The sequence below is a fragment of the Streptomyces naganishii JCM 4654 genome (genome assembly GCF_014650575.1).
GTDB lineage: Bacteria > Actinomycetota > Actinomycetes > Streptomycetales > Streptomycetaceae > Streptomyces > Streptomyces naganishii.
Genome location: NZ_BMVF01000007.1, coordinates 1 through 16,131, shown reverse-complemented (window position 1 = coordinate 16,131; position 16,131 = coordinate 1). Strand labels below are relative to the sequence as shown.

The following is a 16,131-nucleotide window of genomic DNA, read 5'->3' as shown; positions in this document are numbered from 1 at the left end:
GCGGGCACCTCGTAGCCGCGGGCGCCTCGTAGCCGCCGGGCGCCCAGGAGCTGCGGGCCAAGCCCCAGGTCGGGGCGGGTTGTCAGTGCGGGGTCCTATCGTGCCCAGCATGACGACCGCCCCGCGTCCCACCACCGAGCTCTCCGCGGACGAAGCCCGCCGCATCGCCCTGCGCGCCCAGGGCCTCCTCGGCGCACCCGACCGCAGGTCCGGCGTGCGCGGCGTCCTGCGCCATCTCGGCGCCGTCCAGCTGGACACCATCTCCGTACTCGCCCGCTCCCACGAGCTCATTCCCTACGCCCGGCTCGGCGCGGTCGGCCGCAGGACGGTCGAGGACGCCTACTGGAAGGGCACGCACGCCTTCGAGTACTGGTCGCACGCCGCCTGCGTCCTCCCGATCGAGGAGTGGCCCCACTTCGCGTTCCGCCGCCGCGCCTACCGCGACCGCCCGCACTGGCACCACACGCTGCCCGACGGCGCGTACGACCAGGTCATCAAACAGTTGCGGGCCGAGGGACCGCTGACGGCGACCGAGCTGGGCGGCGCGAAGCGGACCAGCGAGTGGTGGGACTGGTCCGGTGCGAAGGTCGCCGTCGAGCGCGCCCTGATGTACGGCGAGGTGGTCTGCGTGGAGCGCCGCGGCTGGAAGCGGGTGTACGACCTCGCCGAGCGCGCGGTGCCCGGGGAGCTGCTGCACGACGAGCTGGACGACGCCGAGTGCCTGCGCCGTCTGGTCCGGCTGGCCGGCCAGTCCCTGGGCGTGGGCACGCGCGCGGACATCGCCGACTACCACCGTCTCAAGGCCGAGCAGGTGGACGCCGTGATCGCGGACTCGGGTCTGGTGCCGGTCACGGTGGAGGGCTGGGGCAGGCCGGCCTGGGCGGACCCGGCGGCGCTGCGGACGCCCCCGCGCGGCCGCCACCGCACGACGCTGCTGTCCCCCTTCGACTCGCTTGTCTGGGAACGGGCCCGCACCGAGCGGATCTTCGGCTTCACCCACCGCCTGGAGGCCTACGTCCCCAAGCCCAAGCGGATCCACGGCTACTTCGCGATGCCGGTCCTCGCCGGCGGCCGCCTCGTCGGCCGGGTGGACCCCGCCCGCGCGGGACGCACCCTGGTCGCCAAGCAGGTCACCCTGGACGGCGCGAGGGCCGTACCCGCGGTGGCGCAGGCGCTGGTCGAGGCGGCGAGCTGGGTGGACTGCACGGACGTGCGCGTCGAGCGGGTGGACGCCCCCGAACTGCGCGAGGCCCTCGTCGCAGAACTGGCCCGCGCGCTCGGCTGACCGCTGCCGGGTTGCCGGCGGGTCGCCGCCGAGCGGCGCACGCGCCGTCAGCGGATCTCGAGGATCTTCTCCCGCATCGCGTAGACCACCGCTTCCATCCGGGAGTGCAGCTGGAGCTTCTCCAGGATGTTGCGGACGTGGTTCTTCACGGTGTTCTCCGAGATGAACAGCTCCTTGGCGATGTCCCGGTTGTTCATGCCGGTGGCGACGAGCTTGAGCACCTCCAGCTCCCGGTCGGTCAGCCGGGGCGCGGGCACCAGGCGGCGCTCGTCGGTGCGCTGGATCATCGACTTGAACTCGGTGAGCAGCTTGGAGGCCATCGAGGGGCTGATCTGCGACTGCCCGTCGGCCACCGCGCGGATGGCGGTGGCCACCTCGTCGGTGGAGATCTCCTTGAGCAGGTAGCCCGTGGCGCCCGCCTTGATCGCGTCGTAGAGGTCGGCCTCCTCGTCGCTGATCGTCAGCATGATGATCTTCGCGCTGGGGGCGACCTCCTTGATCGAGGTGCAGGCCTCGATCCCGCCGCGCCGGGGCATCCGCACGTCCATCAGCACGATGTCGGGCAGCAGGTCGGCGGCCTTGTCCACGGCCTCCGCGCCGTCCCCGGCCTCGCCGACGACCTGGATGTCCTCCTCGGCGGCGAGCACGATCTCCAGTCCGCGACGGAAGAGGGCGTGGTCGTCGACGACAAGGACTCTGATCGGCTCCTTGCGTGGAGTGCCCGCCTCCGGGCCCATGCCGACGACGCCGTCGTCGGCATCCTCGTCCCGCATCGGTCCGAAGCTGTCCGTCATCGTGTTCCTCCCCCTGAGGCTGTGGCCTGGTGTCTCGTGCCGTGGCCAACCCAAGGCAACGGCCCATCGGTTGAGCCGTTGCGGCCATGATTCCATGTCCGGCCGACACCGCGGTGACGAAGACGTGCGCCCCGGGGTCGCACGCCGGTGCCCCTGGGGGCGCACACGCGCTCCAGGGGCACCGGCTCAGCTGTCGGCCGGGGGTCCTTTCGGCCGGGGGGTCAGCCGCCCAGCGTGCCGCCCGCCTCGGGAGAGTGCGTCTGGGTGACCATCGTGTCCGTCCGCAGGTGGATCACGCCGTAGTCGTAGGCGTGCCGGCGGTAGACGACGCTGGGTTCCTTGGTCTCGGAGTCGACGAAGAGGTAGAAGTCGTGCCCGACCAGTTCCATCTCGTAGAGGGCCTGGTCGAGGGTCATCGGGGAGGCGACGTGGGTCTTCTCGCGGACGACGAGGGGTCCGTCCCCCTGCACCTCGAGCGAACCGACCTTCTTGGTGGGCACCTGGCCCGCTTCCTCTTCCCGGGCCGTGTTCGCCCCGCCCATCGTCGCCGCGCCCGGGACGTGGTCGGGCACCTCGGCCGCGGAGATCCGGCGCGCGCCGCGCCGGGAGAAACGCTTGTCGTGCTGCTTGCGCAGCCGGGCCCCCAGCTTTTCCGCCGCCAGGTCGAGCGCCGCGTACGGATCGCTGGCCGCCGCCTCCGCCCGGATCACCGGACCGCGGGAGCGGAGCGTGATCTCCACTCGGTCGCACCGGTCGGCCTGTCGCGGGTTGGGCTCCTTGGACACCTCGACGTCGAGGCTGATCACCTTGCCATCGAGCTTCTGGATCTTCTCCAGGTTCAGCTTCTCGGCCACGTGCTTGCGGAACCGCTCGGGCACCTCGGTCTTGCGGCCCTTGACGACGATGTCCACGCAGAACTCCGTTCCCGGATCGCTCCGCTTCGACGGCGGAGCATCTCCCTTTTGCACCCGGTTCCGGTCAGTCCCGGAACCTCGGACTCGGTGACGTCCACCTCCTCCTCCCCCGTGGGCGAGATCTCCACCCTGCCGGTGCGGGTGATTGCGGAAACCCGCGGCGCGGCATTCGGATATGAGGGGGATGGCCTGCGCCTTTCCCTCACAACCCGAACATATCTCGCCCGGACGGATGACGTCACCCTCTACTGCGGCGTACCTCCGTTCAGGTGAATTGACCTTCTCATTACCTGCAACGTCGCAAGATCGCAGTCAGTTCCGGTTTATTTCGAAGGAATCCGGCGACGACGCGACAACGGCCGCGCAGATCACCTGACCAGGGCCGTCGGCAGCCGCCTTTTCCCCTGTGCCGTACACCGAGTTCCCCTCCTTCCGCCGCGTTCCCCTCTTCTTGTCCCCCATCCCTTCCCGGGTCCGCGCCGCGTACACGGCGGCGGGCTCACACTCGTACGCCGGCCCGCGCGCGGCCACCTCGCGCACGGCCGCTCCGACCGCCCGCGCCGCCTCCGCGAGCGACGCTCCCGTCGTCATCAGGTCATCCACGAGCACCACCGGACCGCCGAGCAGCAGCCGGGCACCGGCTCCCGCGACCCCCAGCGCGCCGGCGAGGTTGTCCCCGCGCTGCCGCGAGTCCAGCCCCGACTGGTCCGCCACGGCACGCCGCTGCCGCAGCACGGCCAGGGCCCGCGCCGGGGTACCGCACCGCCGCAGCTCGGCGGCCGCCGCGAGCGCGATCCGGCGCGTCGGATCATGCCCGCGCGCCCGCACCGCCCGCCGCGCGGAGGGCACCGGAACGAGCAGCACCGGTCCACCGGCGCCCACGCCCGGGGCGTTTTGCAGTCCGGCCCGCACCGCGCCCGCCAGAGCCGTGCCGAGCGGCGCGGCCAGGGTCAGCGCGCCGCGCTCCTTGTGGGCCAGGAGCACCGCCCGCACCGCGTCCGCGTAAGGAGCCGCGGCGTGCACGGCGGGCAGACCGGACGGCTCCGGCTCCGGCCGCACCCGGCGCGGCACGGCCCCGGCGAGGGCCGCACGGCATCTGGGGCAGAGCACCGTACGGGGCCTGCCGCAGCCTCCGCACTCGGCCGGCAGTACCAGGTCGGCCAGGTCCTGCCACCACCCGCGCATGACCCCACTGTGCCAATGCCGAAGCGGCCCTGCCAGCCCTGTGGAAAACCCCCTGTGGACAACTCGGCCGGGGGCCGCTCAGCCCGGATAGACCGGCGCCGAACCGTCCTTGACCACCTTCTGCCACTGCGCCCCGGACGGCATCCGCACGATCCCGTCCTCCGAGTACGCCACCAGCGGCAGCCGCTCGTCGTCGGACGCGGCGATCGACTGCACCCCGGTCAGCGCGGCGGGCGCCGGGCCTTCCGGCGTGGAGCCGTCGACCTGGACGTACCGCATGGTCTGCACGCCCCCCTGCTCGCGCCCGGCCACGACGAGCCGGCTGTCGCCCGCCCACGACATGGCGGTGACGTCCTCCAGCTGCGGCGCCGCCGAACGCAGTTCCAGCACCGACACCACCGGCCGGTCGCCGCTCCCGCCGTCCCGCTCGATCCGCCCGATGAGCAGCGACCGGTTGCCGTCCTTGTGCTGCACCACCAGCGCGATCCGCACCCCGTCGGCGGCCACCCGCACCGCGTTGACGCGCCCGTCGAGACCGGGCACGCGCACCTCGATGGGCCGGCCCGCGCCCTGTTCGAGCACCAGCAGCCGCGGCCGGGCCGGATCGCGGTCGGCCACCCACAGGTCGCCGCGCGCGTCCCAGCTGGGCGGCGTGAGCCGGTCGTCCTCGGTCTTGCCCGCGCTCTGCAGCACCGGATCGCCGAGGGGGGCACCCGCCACCATCGGGCTGACGAACAGCGACCTGCCGTCGAAGCCGACCGCGGCCGCCGTGTGCTCGTCCCAGGAGACGCCGACCGACCGGAACTTCTGGGTGCCCTCGCCGAGCGCGCCCGGCACCGGCTCGGCGGCGCTCGTCTGCGCGCCGCCGCCGGCGATGCGCACCAGCCGGTGCTTGTCGTCGACGAAGTACAGGTACTCGGGCCGCTTCACCGACCCGCGCGTGGCGAGCGTCTCGGCGCGCTCCTCGCTGAGGGTGCACAGGGTGCTGCCGTCGGCGCGCCGCAGTTCGACCGAGTCCACCGTGGGCGTCAGGCTCTGGAGCGTGAACAGCAGCTGGGTGGCCATCTCCGTGCACTTCGCGCGCCCCACGCGGGACGCCTTCTCGTTGAGCGGCACGGTCAGCTTGTTCTGGTCGTCGGGCACCAGACCGGCGACGCCCTTGGGCAGCGCCGTACCGGTGGGGAAGCTCGACCGGACCACCGGCCGCAGCCAGCGCGTCGGCCCCTTCAGCACGGAGCGCACCACCTGCGTCATCGCGTCCACGCGCTCGCGCACGTAGACCGGATCGGCGACGGCGGTCACGGGCGCCCCGGTCGAGGCGGCGGAGGCGGCACCGGTGGCCGCAGAGCCGTTGGAGGCGAAGTAGTACTTGTTGACGGACATGTAGTTGCGCTGGAAGTCCGACTGCCCCATGACCACGCCCTGCGGCAGCACGTCGATGCGCCACTGGCCGGTCTTCTTGTCCCGCGCCAGGTGCACGGGCTGGCTGTAGTGGCCGCCGAGCGGGGTGTACGACTGCTGCTCGTCGACCCGGGCCACCTTGGTGCCGGTCAGCGTGAACGCGTAGTCGTCGGTGTCGTCGTGCCCGGTCGAGCGGTCCACCTGGATGTCGGGGCCGTTGGAGAGCACGGTCGTCGCCGAGTCCGGACTCCAGTTCCGCGAGGCCGCACCGGTCAGATACTGCCGGGCCGTAGCGTACGACGGGTCGTCGCTGGTCAGCGCCTCCAGGAAGCCCTGCACGATCTCCGAGGGCGGGGCGTCCTCGCGCGGCGGCATGGCGAACACCCGTACCTCGGTGTCCTGGCGCGGGGTGGACTCCACGTCCCGCAGGTCCCCGTTGTCGGGCATCGAGGCGCACCCCGCCAGCAGTACGACCCCGCAGGCGGCGAACGCCACCACGCGCACCGGCCGCTGCCGCGCGCCCCCCTCGCGGTCAGCGCCCACGAAATGCCTCCCCTTGCCTCGGCTCCTCTTGCCCCTGCCCCTGCGCCGGCCCGGCCCCCTCCGGGTCCGCCGGGGTCACGTTCTCCCCGGTCGCCGGCTCGGCCGCGGGCACGGCCTCCCGGCGCGCGCCCGAGGCGGGCCGGGGCACCACGCGCGCGCCGTTGCCCGGCAGCGCCGTCGGGTCGGCCGTGGGCGCCACCGCGGCCGGCCGGGACGCGATCGGGTCCCGGGTACGCGCCGCCGCGCCGCCGGTGGCCTGCACGGGCACGGTGGCCCGCTTGGCGCCGTCGTGCGGCAGGCCGGCGTCGGCCAGGCCCCGGTTGCGGCGCGAGTCCTTGGGCTCCAGCGGTATCGGCGAGCCCCGCAGCGGCTCGTCGGCGGTCCTGGGCAGGGTCAGCCGGAACTGCGAGCCGCCGCCAGGCTCGCCCCACGCCTGGAGCCAGCCGCCGTGCAGCCGGGCGTCCTCCAGGGCGATCGACAGTCCGAGGCCGGTGCCGCCGGTGGTACGCGCGCGTGCCGGGTCGGCCCGCCAGAAGCGGCTGAAGACGCGGGTGGCCTCACCAGGCTTCAGCCCGACGCCGTAGTCGCGCACCGCGACGGCGACCGCGCCGCCCGCCGCGGCGAGCCGGACCACGACGTCCCGGCCCTCGCCGTGCTCGACGGCGTTGACGACGAGGTTGCGCAGCACACGCTCCACACGCCGCGCGTCGGCCTCGGCCACCACGGGCTGCTGGTCGCCGGTCACGCGTATGCGTGTGCCCTTGCGCTCGGCGAGCGGCTCGGCGCCGCTGACGACCCGGCGCACGACCTCCCTGAAGTCGATCGGCTCTGCCTCCAGGGCCGCCGCGCCCGCGTCGAAGCGGCTGATCTCCAGCAGGTCCGCCAGCAGCGACTCGAAGCGGTCGAGCTGGTCGGCGAGCAGTTCCGCCGACCGCGCGGTGACCGGGTCGAAGTCCTCGCGCGCCTCGTGGATGACGTCGGCGGCCATCCGCACGGTCGTCAGCGGGGTGCGCAGTTCGTGGGAGACGTCGGAGACGAAGCGGCGCTGCATCCGCGACAGGTCCTCCAGCTGCTGGATCTTCAGCTGTAGGTTCTGTGCCATCTTGTTGAAGGCCTCACCTAGGCGCGCGATGTCGTCCTCGCCGGTGACCTTCATACGCTCCTGGAGCCGCCCGGCCGACAGCCGCTCCGCGATCCCGGCCGCCATCCGCACCGGCGTGACGACCTGGCGCACCACCAGCCAGGCGATGGCCCCGAGCAGGACGACGACGAAGAGGCCCGCCGTCGCCAGGGTGCCCTTGACCAGGCTGAGCGACTTCTCCTCCTGGGTGAGCGGGAAGAGGTAGTACAGCTGGTACGGGTCGCCGTTGGGGTCGTTGACCTGCTTGCCGATGACCAGGGCGGGCTGGGGCTCCTTGTCGACGTCCTTGTAGACGATGCGGGTGTAGCTCTGCGCGGCGACCATGCTGCCGTTGATCCGCGCGCGCAGCGCCTCTGGCACGCTCGCGGTGGGGTCCACCTGGCCGGAGGCGCGCGGGCCGCGCCCGCCGGCGCTGTCGTCGCCCGCGGGGAGCGTCACGACGTCGAAGGCGCCCTGACCGCCGCTGGAGAGCGAGGACACCAGTTCGCTCATCCAGGAGATGACGTTCTGGGAGGAGTGGCCGTCGCTCGGAGCGCTCTCGTCGGCGGTACCGCTCGCGGCCTCGTCGGCCTTCTGCTTGGCGACGGCGAAGCCGCCGGTGGCCTGGCTCTGCGAGGCCTTCACCTTGGCGTCCAGCAGGCCGTTGCGCACCTGGCCGATGACGACGAAGCCGAGCAGCAGGACGACACCCAGCGACATCAGCAGCGTGGTGGCGACGACCTTGAGCTGGATGTTGCGCCGCCACAGCCGCATGACCGGCAGCAGCGGCCGCCGCACCCAGCGCAGCAGCAGGCGCAGGACCGGGCTGCCCTGCACACCACCGTGCAGCAGGCCGCCCTCCAGGAGGCGTCCCCAGCGGGAGCCCGCGCTCTCCCGGCCGACAGGCCGCCCCGCGCGGGCCCCGGTCCGTCCGGGCGCCGAAGCGGCACTGTCCCCGGACACGTCAGCTCGGTCCGGCCTTGTAGCCGACACCACGCACGGTCACCACGATCTCCGGCTTCTCCGGGTCCTTCTCGACCTTGGATCGCAGCCGCTGGACGTGCACGTTGACCAGGCGGGTGTCCGCCGCGTGGCGGTAGCCCCAGACCTGCTCGAGCAGCACCTCGCGGGTGAACACCTGCCACGGCTTGCGGGCCAGCGCCACCAGCAGGTCGAACTCCAGCGGCGTCAGCGCGATCGACTGCCCGTCCCGCTTCACCGAGTGCCCGGCCACGTCGATGACCAGGTCACCGATGGCCAGCTGCTCCGGCGCCGGCTCCTCCGACCTGCGAAGCCGCGCCCGGATACGGGCCACGAGCTCCTTCGGCTTGAACGGCTTGACGATGTAGTCGTCGGCACCGGACTCCAGGCCCACCACCACGTCCACGGTGTCGCTCTTGGCCGTCAGCATCACGATCGGCACGCCGGACTCCGCCCTGATCAGGCGGCACACCTCGATGCCGTCCCGGCCGGGCAGCATCAGGTCGAGCAGTACCAGATCCGGCTTGGCCTCGCGGAAAGCGGCCAGCGCCTTGTCGCCGTCGGCTACGAAAGACGGCTCGAAACCCTCACCACGCAGCACGATTCCGAGCATCTCGGCCAGTGCGGTGTCGTCGTCGACGACAAGGACTCGTCCCTTCATAAACGACATCATCCCATTCTCGTAACGGTGGCGAAGATCCAGGTGAGGCAGCTCACTGGCCTGTGACGATAGTCGTACCGAGCCGCTACTGTCTGCCCTCGCCCGCGATCACGCGCGGATCACGATACGGGCCACCGCCCGAGGAGGCGCCCGCTAGCCCGACGTGGCGGGCCGCGAGCGCCCGCACAATTCGGCCAGGCCCTCGGCGGTCACCGGCGACACGGCCCCCTCCTCGGTGACGATCGCCGTCACCAGTTCGGGCGGGGTCACGTCGAACGCCGGGTTGTACGCCTGCGTGCCGAGCGGCGCGATGGGCAGCCCGCCTCCGGCCCCCGTCAACGGGGCCTGCGGGCTGATGAACTCGGTGACCTCGTACCCCGGACGCTGCTCGACCTCGATGGCCGCGCCGTCCGGCGTCGCCGGGTCGAGCGTCGTCACCGGCGCCACCACGATGAACGGCACGTGGTGGTAGCGCGCGAGCACCGCCAGCGGATAGCTGCCCACCTTGTTCGCCACCGAGCCGTCCGCCGCGATCCGGTCCGCGCCGACCAGCACCGCGTCCACCTCGCCGGCCGCGAACAGCGAACCCGCCGCGTTGTCGGTGAGCAGTGTGTACGCCAGGTCGTTGCGGGCCGCCTCGTACGCCGTCAGCCGGGCGCCCTGGAGCAGCGGCCGCGTCTCGTCCACCCACAGCCGCCGCAGCCGCCCCGCGCGGTGCGCGGCCAGCGCCACCGCGAACGCCGTCCCCTCCCCACCCGACACCAGCGACCCGGTGTTGCAGTGGGTCAGGATCCGGTGCCCGCCGCCGGGCAGCAACTCGTCCAGCAGCGCCAGCCCGTGCTCGGCCATCCGCGCACTGGCCCGGGCGTCCTCCTGATGCAGCTGACGCGCGGCGGCCAGCGCCGCAGACGCCGCCAGCCGGGCGTCACCGGTCTTGGCGAGCGCGGACTGGTAGGCCGACTGCGCCCGGCGCACGCCCACGGACAGGTTCACCGCGGTCGGCCGGGCGCCCGCCAGGGCGGTCGCGGCGTCGTCCACGTCGAAGCCGCGAGCGGCGGCGAGCGCGACGCCGTACGCCCCGGCGATGCCGAGCAGCGGCGCACCGCGCACCGCGAGCGACCGGATCGCCTCCACCAGCGCGGGCGCGTCCGTGCACACGAGCTCGACCTCCTCGGCGGGCAGCCGCGTCTGGTCGAGGAGAACCACGACCGGGCCCTCGGGCGGCTCCTCCCAGCGGATGGCCGGTGTCCCGGCGGGCCGGTTGTCCTCGCGGGTCTGCGCGTACTGATCAGCCATGCCGTCAGTGTGCCCGTTATCCGGCGGACAATTGAAGGTACGCAGCCGCCACCGCGCCCGGTCACCCGAAGACCACCCCATGGCACGATGGCTGCCAAGCTGCCGCCGCGACCGCGGACGGGCACCGTGAAGGAGCGACGATGAAAGACACTCCGGGCTGGGCCTCGCCCGGATCCGCCCCGTCCGACGGCCGTGGACCGGGCACGCCCGGCCCCGCCGACGCCTCCGGCCACACCGGCCCCGCGCAGCCGGCGCCACCGGAGCAGCAGCCCGAGCAGCCCGTGGACCGGCCGGGCGCGCAGCCGCAGGGCGCCGGCGTGAAGTGGTCCAAGGAGCAGCCGCCCGCCGGCCAGTGGTCCGCGCCCACCGGAGGTCAGAGCGCGCCCGGCGCGACGCCCCCGCCTCCCCCGCCCGGCCCCGGATGGGGAGCCCAGCCCCCGGCCGGCGCCGGCCACGGCGGATACGGCCCTCCCGGCGGCTACGGCCCTCCGGGCAGCGGAGGCTACGGCGGCTACGGCGCCCCTGGCGGCTACACCCCCTGGGGAGCCGGCTGGGGCGGCCCGCCGCCCGCGGCCAAGCCCGGAGTCATCCCGCTGCGCCCGCTCGGCGTCGGCGAGATCCTCGACGGCGCGGTGTCGACCATGCGCGCCCACTGGCGCACTGTCCTCGGCATCTCCCTCGTCGTCGCGGTCGTCACCGAGATCGTCATCGTCCTCGTGCAGGGCCTCGCGCTGAACGACCTCGCCAACAGCGACGCCCTCAACAACCCCAACGCCACCCCCGGCGAGCTGTTCCGCGTCATGGGCGACTCGCTGATCGGGACCGGCTTCGTCTTCGTCGTCTCCACGATCGGCACCGTCCTGGCCACCGCCCTGCTCACCACGGTCACCAGCCGCGCGGTGCTCGGCAAGCCGGTCCGGCTCGGCGAGGCCTGGCGCGACGCACGCCCCCAGGTGCTCAAACTCTTCGGCCTGATCCTGCTGTTGCTGCTCATCGGCGTGGTGGTCTTCGGCGTGGGCATACTGCCGGGCATCCTCGTCGCCGCCTCCGGATCGCCCGTCGGCGGCTTCGCGCTCGCCCTCCTGGGCGGCCTGGGCGCAGGCGTGGTCGCCGTATGGCTGGCGGTGCGCTTCTCCCTGGCCTCGCCCGCGCTGATGCTCGAGAAGCAGGGCATCAGGCAGGCCATGAGCCGCTCGGCCAAGCTGGTCCGCGGTTCCTGGTGGCGAGTCCTCGGCATCCAGCTGCTGGCCGGGGTCATCGTCGGAGTGGTCTCGGCGGTCATCGCCATCCCGTTCAGCCTGATCGCCGCGGCGTTCAGCGGCGGCGGCATCTCCGGCCTGCTCAACGGCAGCGGCGGCCTCGGCTGGACGTACTTCGTCATCAGCGGAATCGGCGCGGTGATCGCGTCCATGATCAAGTTCCCGATCTCGGCCGGCGTCACCGTGCTCCTCTACATCGACCAGCGCATCCGCCGCGAGGCGCTCGACCTCGAACTGGCCCGAGCCGCCGGTGTCCAGGGCTACGGCTCCGGCACACCCGTCTCCGGGAGCTGATGCCGTGAGCCTGCCGGGGGGAGTTCTCACAACGCTGCCCGCGCTGCCGCGCGCGGCCCGGGGAGCCGTACGGCAGCTGCTGCGCGTCCACGCCGCCGCGGCCGCGTCGGGACCGCGGGCGGACACCGAACCGCCGGTGACGATCCCGCGCGACCCCGCGCGGGAGGCCGCCCGGCGCGAGCTGTCCAAGCGGATGTACCACGAGAACGACCCCGGCCTGCTGCAACGCGCCCTCGACAAATTCTGGGACTGGGTCGACAAACTCTTCGGCTCGGCCGCGGCCTCCACACCCGGAGGCACCCTCGGACTCGTCGTCGTCATCGTGGCCGTCCTCGCGGTGCTGGGTGCGCTGTGGTGGCGTCTGGGCACACCGCGCCGCGAACCCGCCTCGGCCGCCGCCCTGTTCGACGACCGCCCCCGCAGCGCCGCCGAACACCGCGCGGCCGCCGAGGCCCACGCCGCCCAGGGCCACTGGAACCAGGCCGTCCAGGAACGGATGCGCGCCATCGTCCGCTCCCTGGAGGAACGCGCCCTCCTCGACGTACGCCCCGGCCGCACCGCCGACGAGGCCGCCGCCGAGGCGGGCCGCGCCCTGCCCGCGCACTCCGACCGGCTCCACGCCGCCGCGCGGGACTTCGACGACGTCACGTACGGCGGCCGCCTGGCCACCGAGCAGTCGTACCACCGCACCGCCCGGCTCGACGGCGACCTGGAGAACACCCGGCCCGAACTCGCGAGCGGCGACAGCGCCCACAGCACCGCCCCCGACCACCGCCAGGGGGCCGCCCGATGACGACCGAGGCCACGCTCCCCGCCACCTCGACCGCCCCCACCGCCCGCCAGACGTGGACCCGCACGCGGGGCATCCTGCTCGCCCTGCTGCTCCTCGTCGCGGCGGCCGTGGCGATCGCGGCGCTCCGCTCCGGCGACCGGCACGGCCGCCTCGACCCCCGCTCCACCGACCCCTACGGCAGCCACGCCGTCGCCGCGCTGCTCGCCGACCACGGCGTCAGCACACGCGTGGTCACGACCCTCGGCGAGGCCAGAGCAGCCGCCGGCCCCGACACCACCCTGCTCGTCGCCGTCCCCGACCTGCTGACGCAGGACCAGCAGTCCCGCCTGCACACGGCGGCCACCGCCTCCGGCGGACGCACCGTCCTCGTCGCCCCCGACGTCCCCTCCCTCGGCCGACTCGCCCCCGGCGTGAGAGCCGACCCGGCGCCCAGCTTCGACACCACGCTCAGCCCGGGCTGCGACCTGCCCGCGGCCCGCCGCGCCGGCACCGCCGAGACGGGCGACGGCATCCGCTACTCCACCACCGCACGCGACGCCGACTCCTGCTACCCGAGCGGCGGCCTGCCCACCCTGCTGCGCCTCCCGCAGTCCACCCAGGGCGGCGACACCGTCGTCCTCGGATCGCCCGGCATCCTCTACAACGACCGCCTCGACCAGCAGGGCAACGCCTCGCTCGCCCTCCAGCTCCTCGGCTCCCGCCCCCATCTGGTCTGGTACCTCCCCTCGCTCTCCGACGCCTCCGCCCCCGACACCGGCCGGCGCAGCTTCTTCGACCTGCTGCCCTCCGGCTGGCTCTGGGGCACCCTGCAACTCTTCGTCGCGGCAGCCCTCGCCGCCCTGTGGCGGGCACGCAGGCTCGGCCCCCTCGTGCCCGAGAAACTCCCCGTCGCGATCCGCGCCTCCGAAACCGTCGAAGGCCGCGCCCGCCTCTACCGCAAGGCGAACGCGCGCGACCGCGCCGCCACCGCTCTCCGCTCCACCACGCGCACCCGCCTCGCCCCCCTCGTGGGCATCCCCGTCACCCAGGCGCACGCGCCCGAGGCCCTGCTCCCCGCGCTCTCCGCCCACCTGCACGGCGACGGACAGTCCCTGCACGACCTGCTCTTCGGCCCGCCGCCCGGCGACGACGCGGCCCTCGTCTCCCTCGCCGACCGACTCGACGCCCTCGAAAGAGAGGTACGCCGTCCATGATGGACCCGACCACTGACAACGCCGGGCACACCGGGGACCCGGACGCCGCCCGGGCCTCCCTGGAGGCCCTGCGCGCCGAGATCGCCAAGGCCGTGGTCGGCCAGGACCCCGCCGTGACGGGCCTCGTCGTCGCCCTGCTGTGCCGCGGCCACGTCCTGCTCGAAGGCGTTCCCGGAGTCGCCAAGACCCTGCTGGTCCGCACGCTGGCCGCCGCCCTGGAACTCGGCACCAAGCGCGTCCAGTTCACCCCCGACCTCATGCCGAGCGACGTGACCGGCTCCCTGGTCTACGACGCCCGCACCGCGGAGTTCTCCTTCCAGCCCGGCCCGGTCTTCACCAACCTCCTCCTCGCCGACGAGATCAACCGCACCCCGCCCAAGACCCAGTCCTCGCTCCTGGAGGCCATGGAGGAGCGCCAGGTCACCGTCGACGGCACCCCGCGCCCGCTCCCCGAGCCCTTCCTCGTCATCGCCACCCAGAACCCGGTCGAGTACGAGGGCACCTACCCCCTGCCCGAGGCACAGCTCGACCGCTTCCTGCTGAAACTGACGATCCCCCTGCCCTCACGCCAGGACGAGATCGACGTCCTCGCCCGCCACGCCGCCGGCTTCAACCCGCGCGACCTGCGCGCCGCCGGCGTGCGCCCGGTGGCCGGCCCCGCCGACCTCGACGCGGCCCGCGCCGCGATCGCCAAGACGACCGTCTCCCCGGAGATCACCGCCTACGTCGTCGACATCTGCCGCGCCACCCGCGAATCGCCGTCCCTCACCCTGGGCGTCTCCCCGCGCGGGGCGACGGCCCTCCTTTCGACGTCCCGCGCGTGGGCATGGCTCACGGGCCGCGACTACGTCATCCCCGACGACGTCAAGGCCCTGGCCCTGCCCACCCTGCGCCACCGCGTACAGCTGCGCCCGGAAGCAGAGATGGAGGGCGTCACCGCCGACTCGGTGATCAACGCCATCCTCGCCCACGTGCCGGTCCCCCGCTGATGGCCCTCACCGGACGTGCCGCGCTCCTCGCGGCCCTCGGCTCGATCCCCGTCGGCATCTGGGACGCCGGCTGGACGGGCATCCTCGCCGTGAACGCACCGCTGGCCGTCGCCTGCGCCTGCGACTACGCCCTCGCCGCCCCCGTACGACGCCTCGGACTGACCCGCTCGGGGGACACCTCCGTCCGCCTCGGGGAGAGCGCAGACGTCACCCTCACACTCACCAACCCCTCCGGTCGCCGGCTGCGCGCCCAGGTCCGCGACGCGTGGCCGCCCAGCAGTTGGCAACCCGGCACCGAGACGACCGCCTCCCGCCACCGCGTGACCGTGCCCGCCGGCGAGCGCCGGCGGCTGACGACCCGCCTGCGTCCCACCCGGCGCGGCGACCGCCACGCCGACCGCGTCACCATCCGCTCCTACGGGCCGCTCGGCCTCTTCGCCCGCCAGGGCGCCCACAAGGTCCCGTGGACGGTACGCGTGCTGCCGCCGTTCACCAGCCGCAAGCACCTGCCCTCCAAGCTCGCGCGTCTCCGCGAGCTCGACGGTCGCACCAGCGTCCTCACCCGAGGCGAGGGAACCGAGTTCGACAGCCTGCGCGAGTATGTACCCGGCGACGACACCCGCTCCATCGACTGGCGTGCCACGGCCCGCCAGACCACGGTCGCCGTGCGCACCTGGCGCCCCGAACGCGACCGGCACATCCTGGTCGTCCTCGACACCGGCCGCACCTCGGCGGGCAGAGTGGGTGACGCGCCGCGTCTGGACGCGTCCATGGACGCGGGCCTGCTGCTGGCGGCCCTGGCCTCCCGCGCCGGCGACCGCGTCGACCTGCTCGCCTACGACCGCCGGGTACGCGCCCTCGTGCAGGGCCGCACTGCACGCGACCTGCTTCCGTCCCTGGTCAGCGCGATGGCCACGCTGGAGCCGGAACTCGTCGAGACCGACGCCCGGGGTCTGACGGCCACGGCGCTGCGCACGGCGCCCCGCCGTTCTCTGGTCGTCCTGCTGACCAGCCTGGACGCCGCGCCGGTCGAAGAGGGCCTGCTGCCGGTCCTCCCGCAACTGACCCAGCGCCACACGGTGCTGGTGGCCTCGGTGGCCGATCCTCACGTCGCCGCGATGGGCGCGGCCCGGGGGGACACTGACGCGGTGTACGAGGCCGCGGCGGCCGCGCAGGCCCAGGCTGAGCGCCACCGTACGGCGGAACAACTCCGCCGGCACGGCGTGACGGTCGTGGACGCGACACCGGACGACCTGGCGCCCGCGCTGGCGGACGCGTATCTGGCGCTGAAGGCGGCGGGCCGGCTCTGAGCCGGTCCCGCCCTCCGGGGCCCAAACGCAGAAAACCCCGCACCGGAAGGTGCGGGGTTTTCTTCAATATTTGTTCGGCGGTGTCCTACTCTCCCACAGGGTCCCCCCTGCAG

Annotated in this window: 13 protein-coding genes; 6 read left to right on the top strand and 7 right to left on the bottom strand. The window is 73.6% G+C overall.

Annotation, left to right across the window (positions count from 1 at the left end; translation table 11 throughout):
- Positions 1-109: 109 nt before the first annotated feature.
- On the top strand, positions 110-1,285 hold the full coding sequence (locus IE217_RS14315) for a winged helix-turn-helix domain-containing protein (RefSeq protein WP_190178236.1): 1,176 nt from the start codon (positions 110-112) through the stop codon (positions 1,283-1,285).
- Positions 1,286-1,332: 47 nt separating this feature from the next.
- On the opposite strand, the gene IE217_RS14310 is transcribed toward IE217_RS14315, so the two are convergent.
- From IE217_RS14310 to mtnA, 7 genes are all read right to left on the bottom strand, one after another.
- On the bottom strand, positions 1,333-2,079 hold the full coding sequence (locus IE217_RS14310) for a response regulator (protein ID WP_189709859.1): 747 nt from the start codon (positions 2,077-2,079) through the stop codon (positions 1,333-1,335).
- 221 nt (positions 2,080-2,300) lie between these two features.
- Complete coding sequence (gene hpf, locus IE217_RS14305) at positions 2,301-2,990, bottom strand: ribosome hibernation-promoting factor, HPF/YfiA family (protein WP_190178235.1); 690 nt, start codon at positions 2,988-2,990, stop codon at positions 2,301-2,303.
- 315 nt (positions 2,991-3,305) lie between these two features.
- Positions 3,306-4,178 carry a ComF family protein gene (locus IE217_RS14300; RefSeq protein WP_190178234.1) on the bottom strand — a complete coding sequence of 291 codons (873 nt, stop codon included), beginning with the start codon at positions 4,176-4,178 and terminating at the stop codon, positions 3,306-3,308.
- A gap of 78 nt (positions 4,179-4,256) precedes the next feature.
- A complete protein-coding gene (locus IE217_RS14295; protein ID WP_190178233.1) occupies positions 4,257-6,122 on the bottom strand; it encodes an LpqB family beta-propeller domain-containing protein in 1,866 nt (621 codons plus the stop codon).
- Positions 6,112-8,205, bottom strand: a complete 2,094-nt coding sequence (mtrB, locus tag IE217_RS14290) for an MtrAB system histidine kinase MtrB (protein WP_190178232.1) — start codon at positions 8,203-8,205, stop codon at positions 6,112-6,114. Before mtrB ends, IE217_RS14295 begins: the two co-directional genes overlap by 11 nt.
- Position 8,206: 1 nt before the next feature.
- A complete protein-coding gene (gene mtrA, locus IE217_RS14285; RefSeq protein ID WP_009188938.1) occupies positions 8,207-8,896 on the bottom strand; it encodes a two-component system response regulator MtrA in 690 nt (229 codons plus the stop codon).
- 141 nt (positions 8,897-9,037) lie between these two features.
- Complete coding sequence (gene mtnA / locus IE217_RS14280) at positions 9,038-10,180, bottom strand: S-methyl-5-thioribose-1-phosphate isomerase (RefSeq protein ID WP_190178231.1); 1,143 nt, start codon at positions 10,178-10,180, stop codon at positions 9,038-9,040.
- 140 nt (positions 10,181-10,320) lie between these two features.
- Here mtnA and IE217_RS14275 point away from each other — a divergent pair, with 140 nt between their 5' ends.
- The 5 genes from IE217_RS14275 to IE217_RS14255 are packed head-to-tail and all read left to right on the top strand — an operon-like array spanning position 10,321 to position 16,018.
- Positions 10,321-11,733 carry a DUF7847 domain-containing protein gene (locus tag IE217_RS14275; RefSeq protein WP_190178230.1) on the top strand — a complete coding sequence of 471 codons (1,413 nt, stop codon included), beginning with the start codon at positions 10,321-10,323 and terminating at the stop codon, positions 11,731-11,733.
- A gap of 4 nt (positions 11,734-11,737) precedes the next feature.
- Positions 11,738-12,526: a DUF4129 domain-containing protein gene (locus tag IE217_RS14270; RefSeq protein ID WP_190178229.1), complete on the top strand. Its 789-nt coding sequence runs from the start codon at positions 11,738-11,740 to the stop codon at positions 12,524-12,526.
- Positions 12,523-13,719, top strand: coding sequence for a DUF4350 domain-containing protein (locus IE217_RS14265; RefSeq protein WP_190178228.1), 1,197 nt, complete (start codon positions 12,523-12,525; stop codon positions 13,717-13,719). Before IE217_RS14270 ends, IE217_RS14265 begins: the two co-directional genes overlap by 4 nt.
- Positions 13,719-14,708: an AAA family ATPase gene (locus IE217_RS14260; RefSeq protein ID WP_190178227.1), complete on the top strand. Its 990-nt coding sequence runs from the start codon at positions 13,719-13,721 to the stop codon at positions 14,706-14,708. Before IE217_RS14265 ends, IE217_RS14260 begins: the two co-directional genes overlap by 1 nt.
- Positions 14,708-16,018: a DUF58 domain-containing protein gene (locus IE217_RS14255; protein WP_190178226.1), complete on the top strand. Its 1,311-nt coding sequence runs from the start codon at positions 14,708-14,710 to the stop codon at positions 16,016-16,018. The genes IE217_RS14260 and IE217_RS14255 overlap by 1 nt, the downstream gene beginning before the upstream one ends.
- The last annotated feature ends 113 nt before the right edge of the window (positions 16,019-16,131 follow it).

Coding starts and splice junctions, on each gene's coding strand:
- IE217_RS14315 (WP_190178236.1), top strand. CDS start 110: ATGACGACCGCCCCGCGTCCCACCACCGAGCTCTCCGCGGACGAAGCC.
- IE217_RS14310 (WP_189709859.1), bottom strand. CDS start 2,079: ATGACGGACAGCTTCGGACCGATGCGGGACGAGGATGCCGACGACGGC.
- IE217_RS14300 (WP_190178234.1), bottom strand. CDS start 4,178: ATGCGCGGGTGGTGGCAGGACCTGGCCGACCTGGTACTGCCGGCCGAG.
- mtrA (WP_009188938.1), bottom strand. CDS start 8,896: ATGATGTCGTTTATGAAGGGACGAGTCCTTGTCGTCGACGACGACACC.
- mtnA (WP_190178231.1), bottom strand. CDS start 10,180: ATGGCTGATCAGTACGCGCAGACCCGCGAGGACAACCGGCCCGCCGGG.
- IE217_RS14275 (WP_190178230.1), top strand. CDS start 10,321: ATGAAAGACACTCCGGGCTGGGCCTCGCCCGGATCCGCCCCGTCCGAC.
- IE217_RS14265 (WP_190178228.1), top strand. CDS start 12,523: ATGACGACCGAGGCCACGCTCCCCGCCACCTCGACCGCCCCCACCGCC.
- IE217_RS14260 (WP_190178227.1), top strand. CDS start 13,719: ATGGACCCGACCACTGACAACGCCGGGCACACCGGGGACCCGGACGCC.
- IE217_RS14255 (WP_190178226.1), top strand. CDS start 14,708: ATGGCCCTCACCGGACGTGCCGCGCTCCTCGCGGCCCTCGGCTCGATC.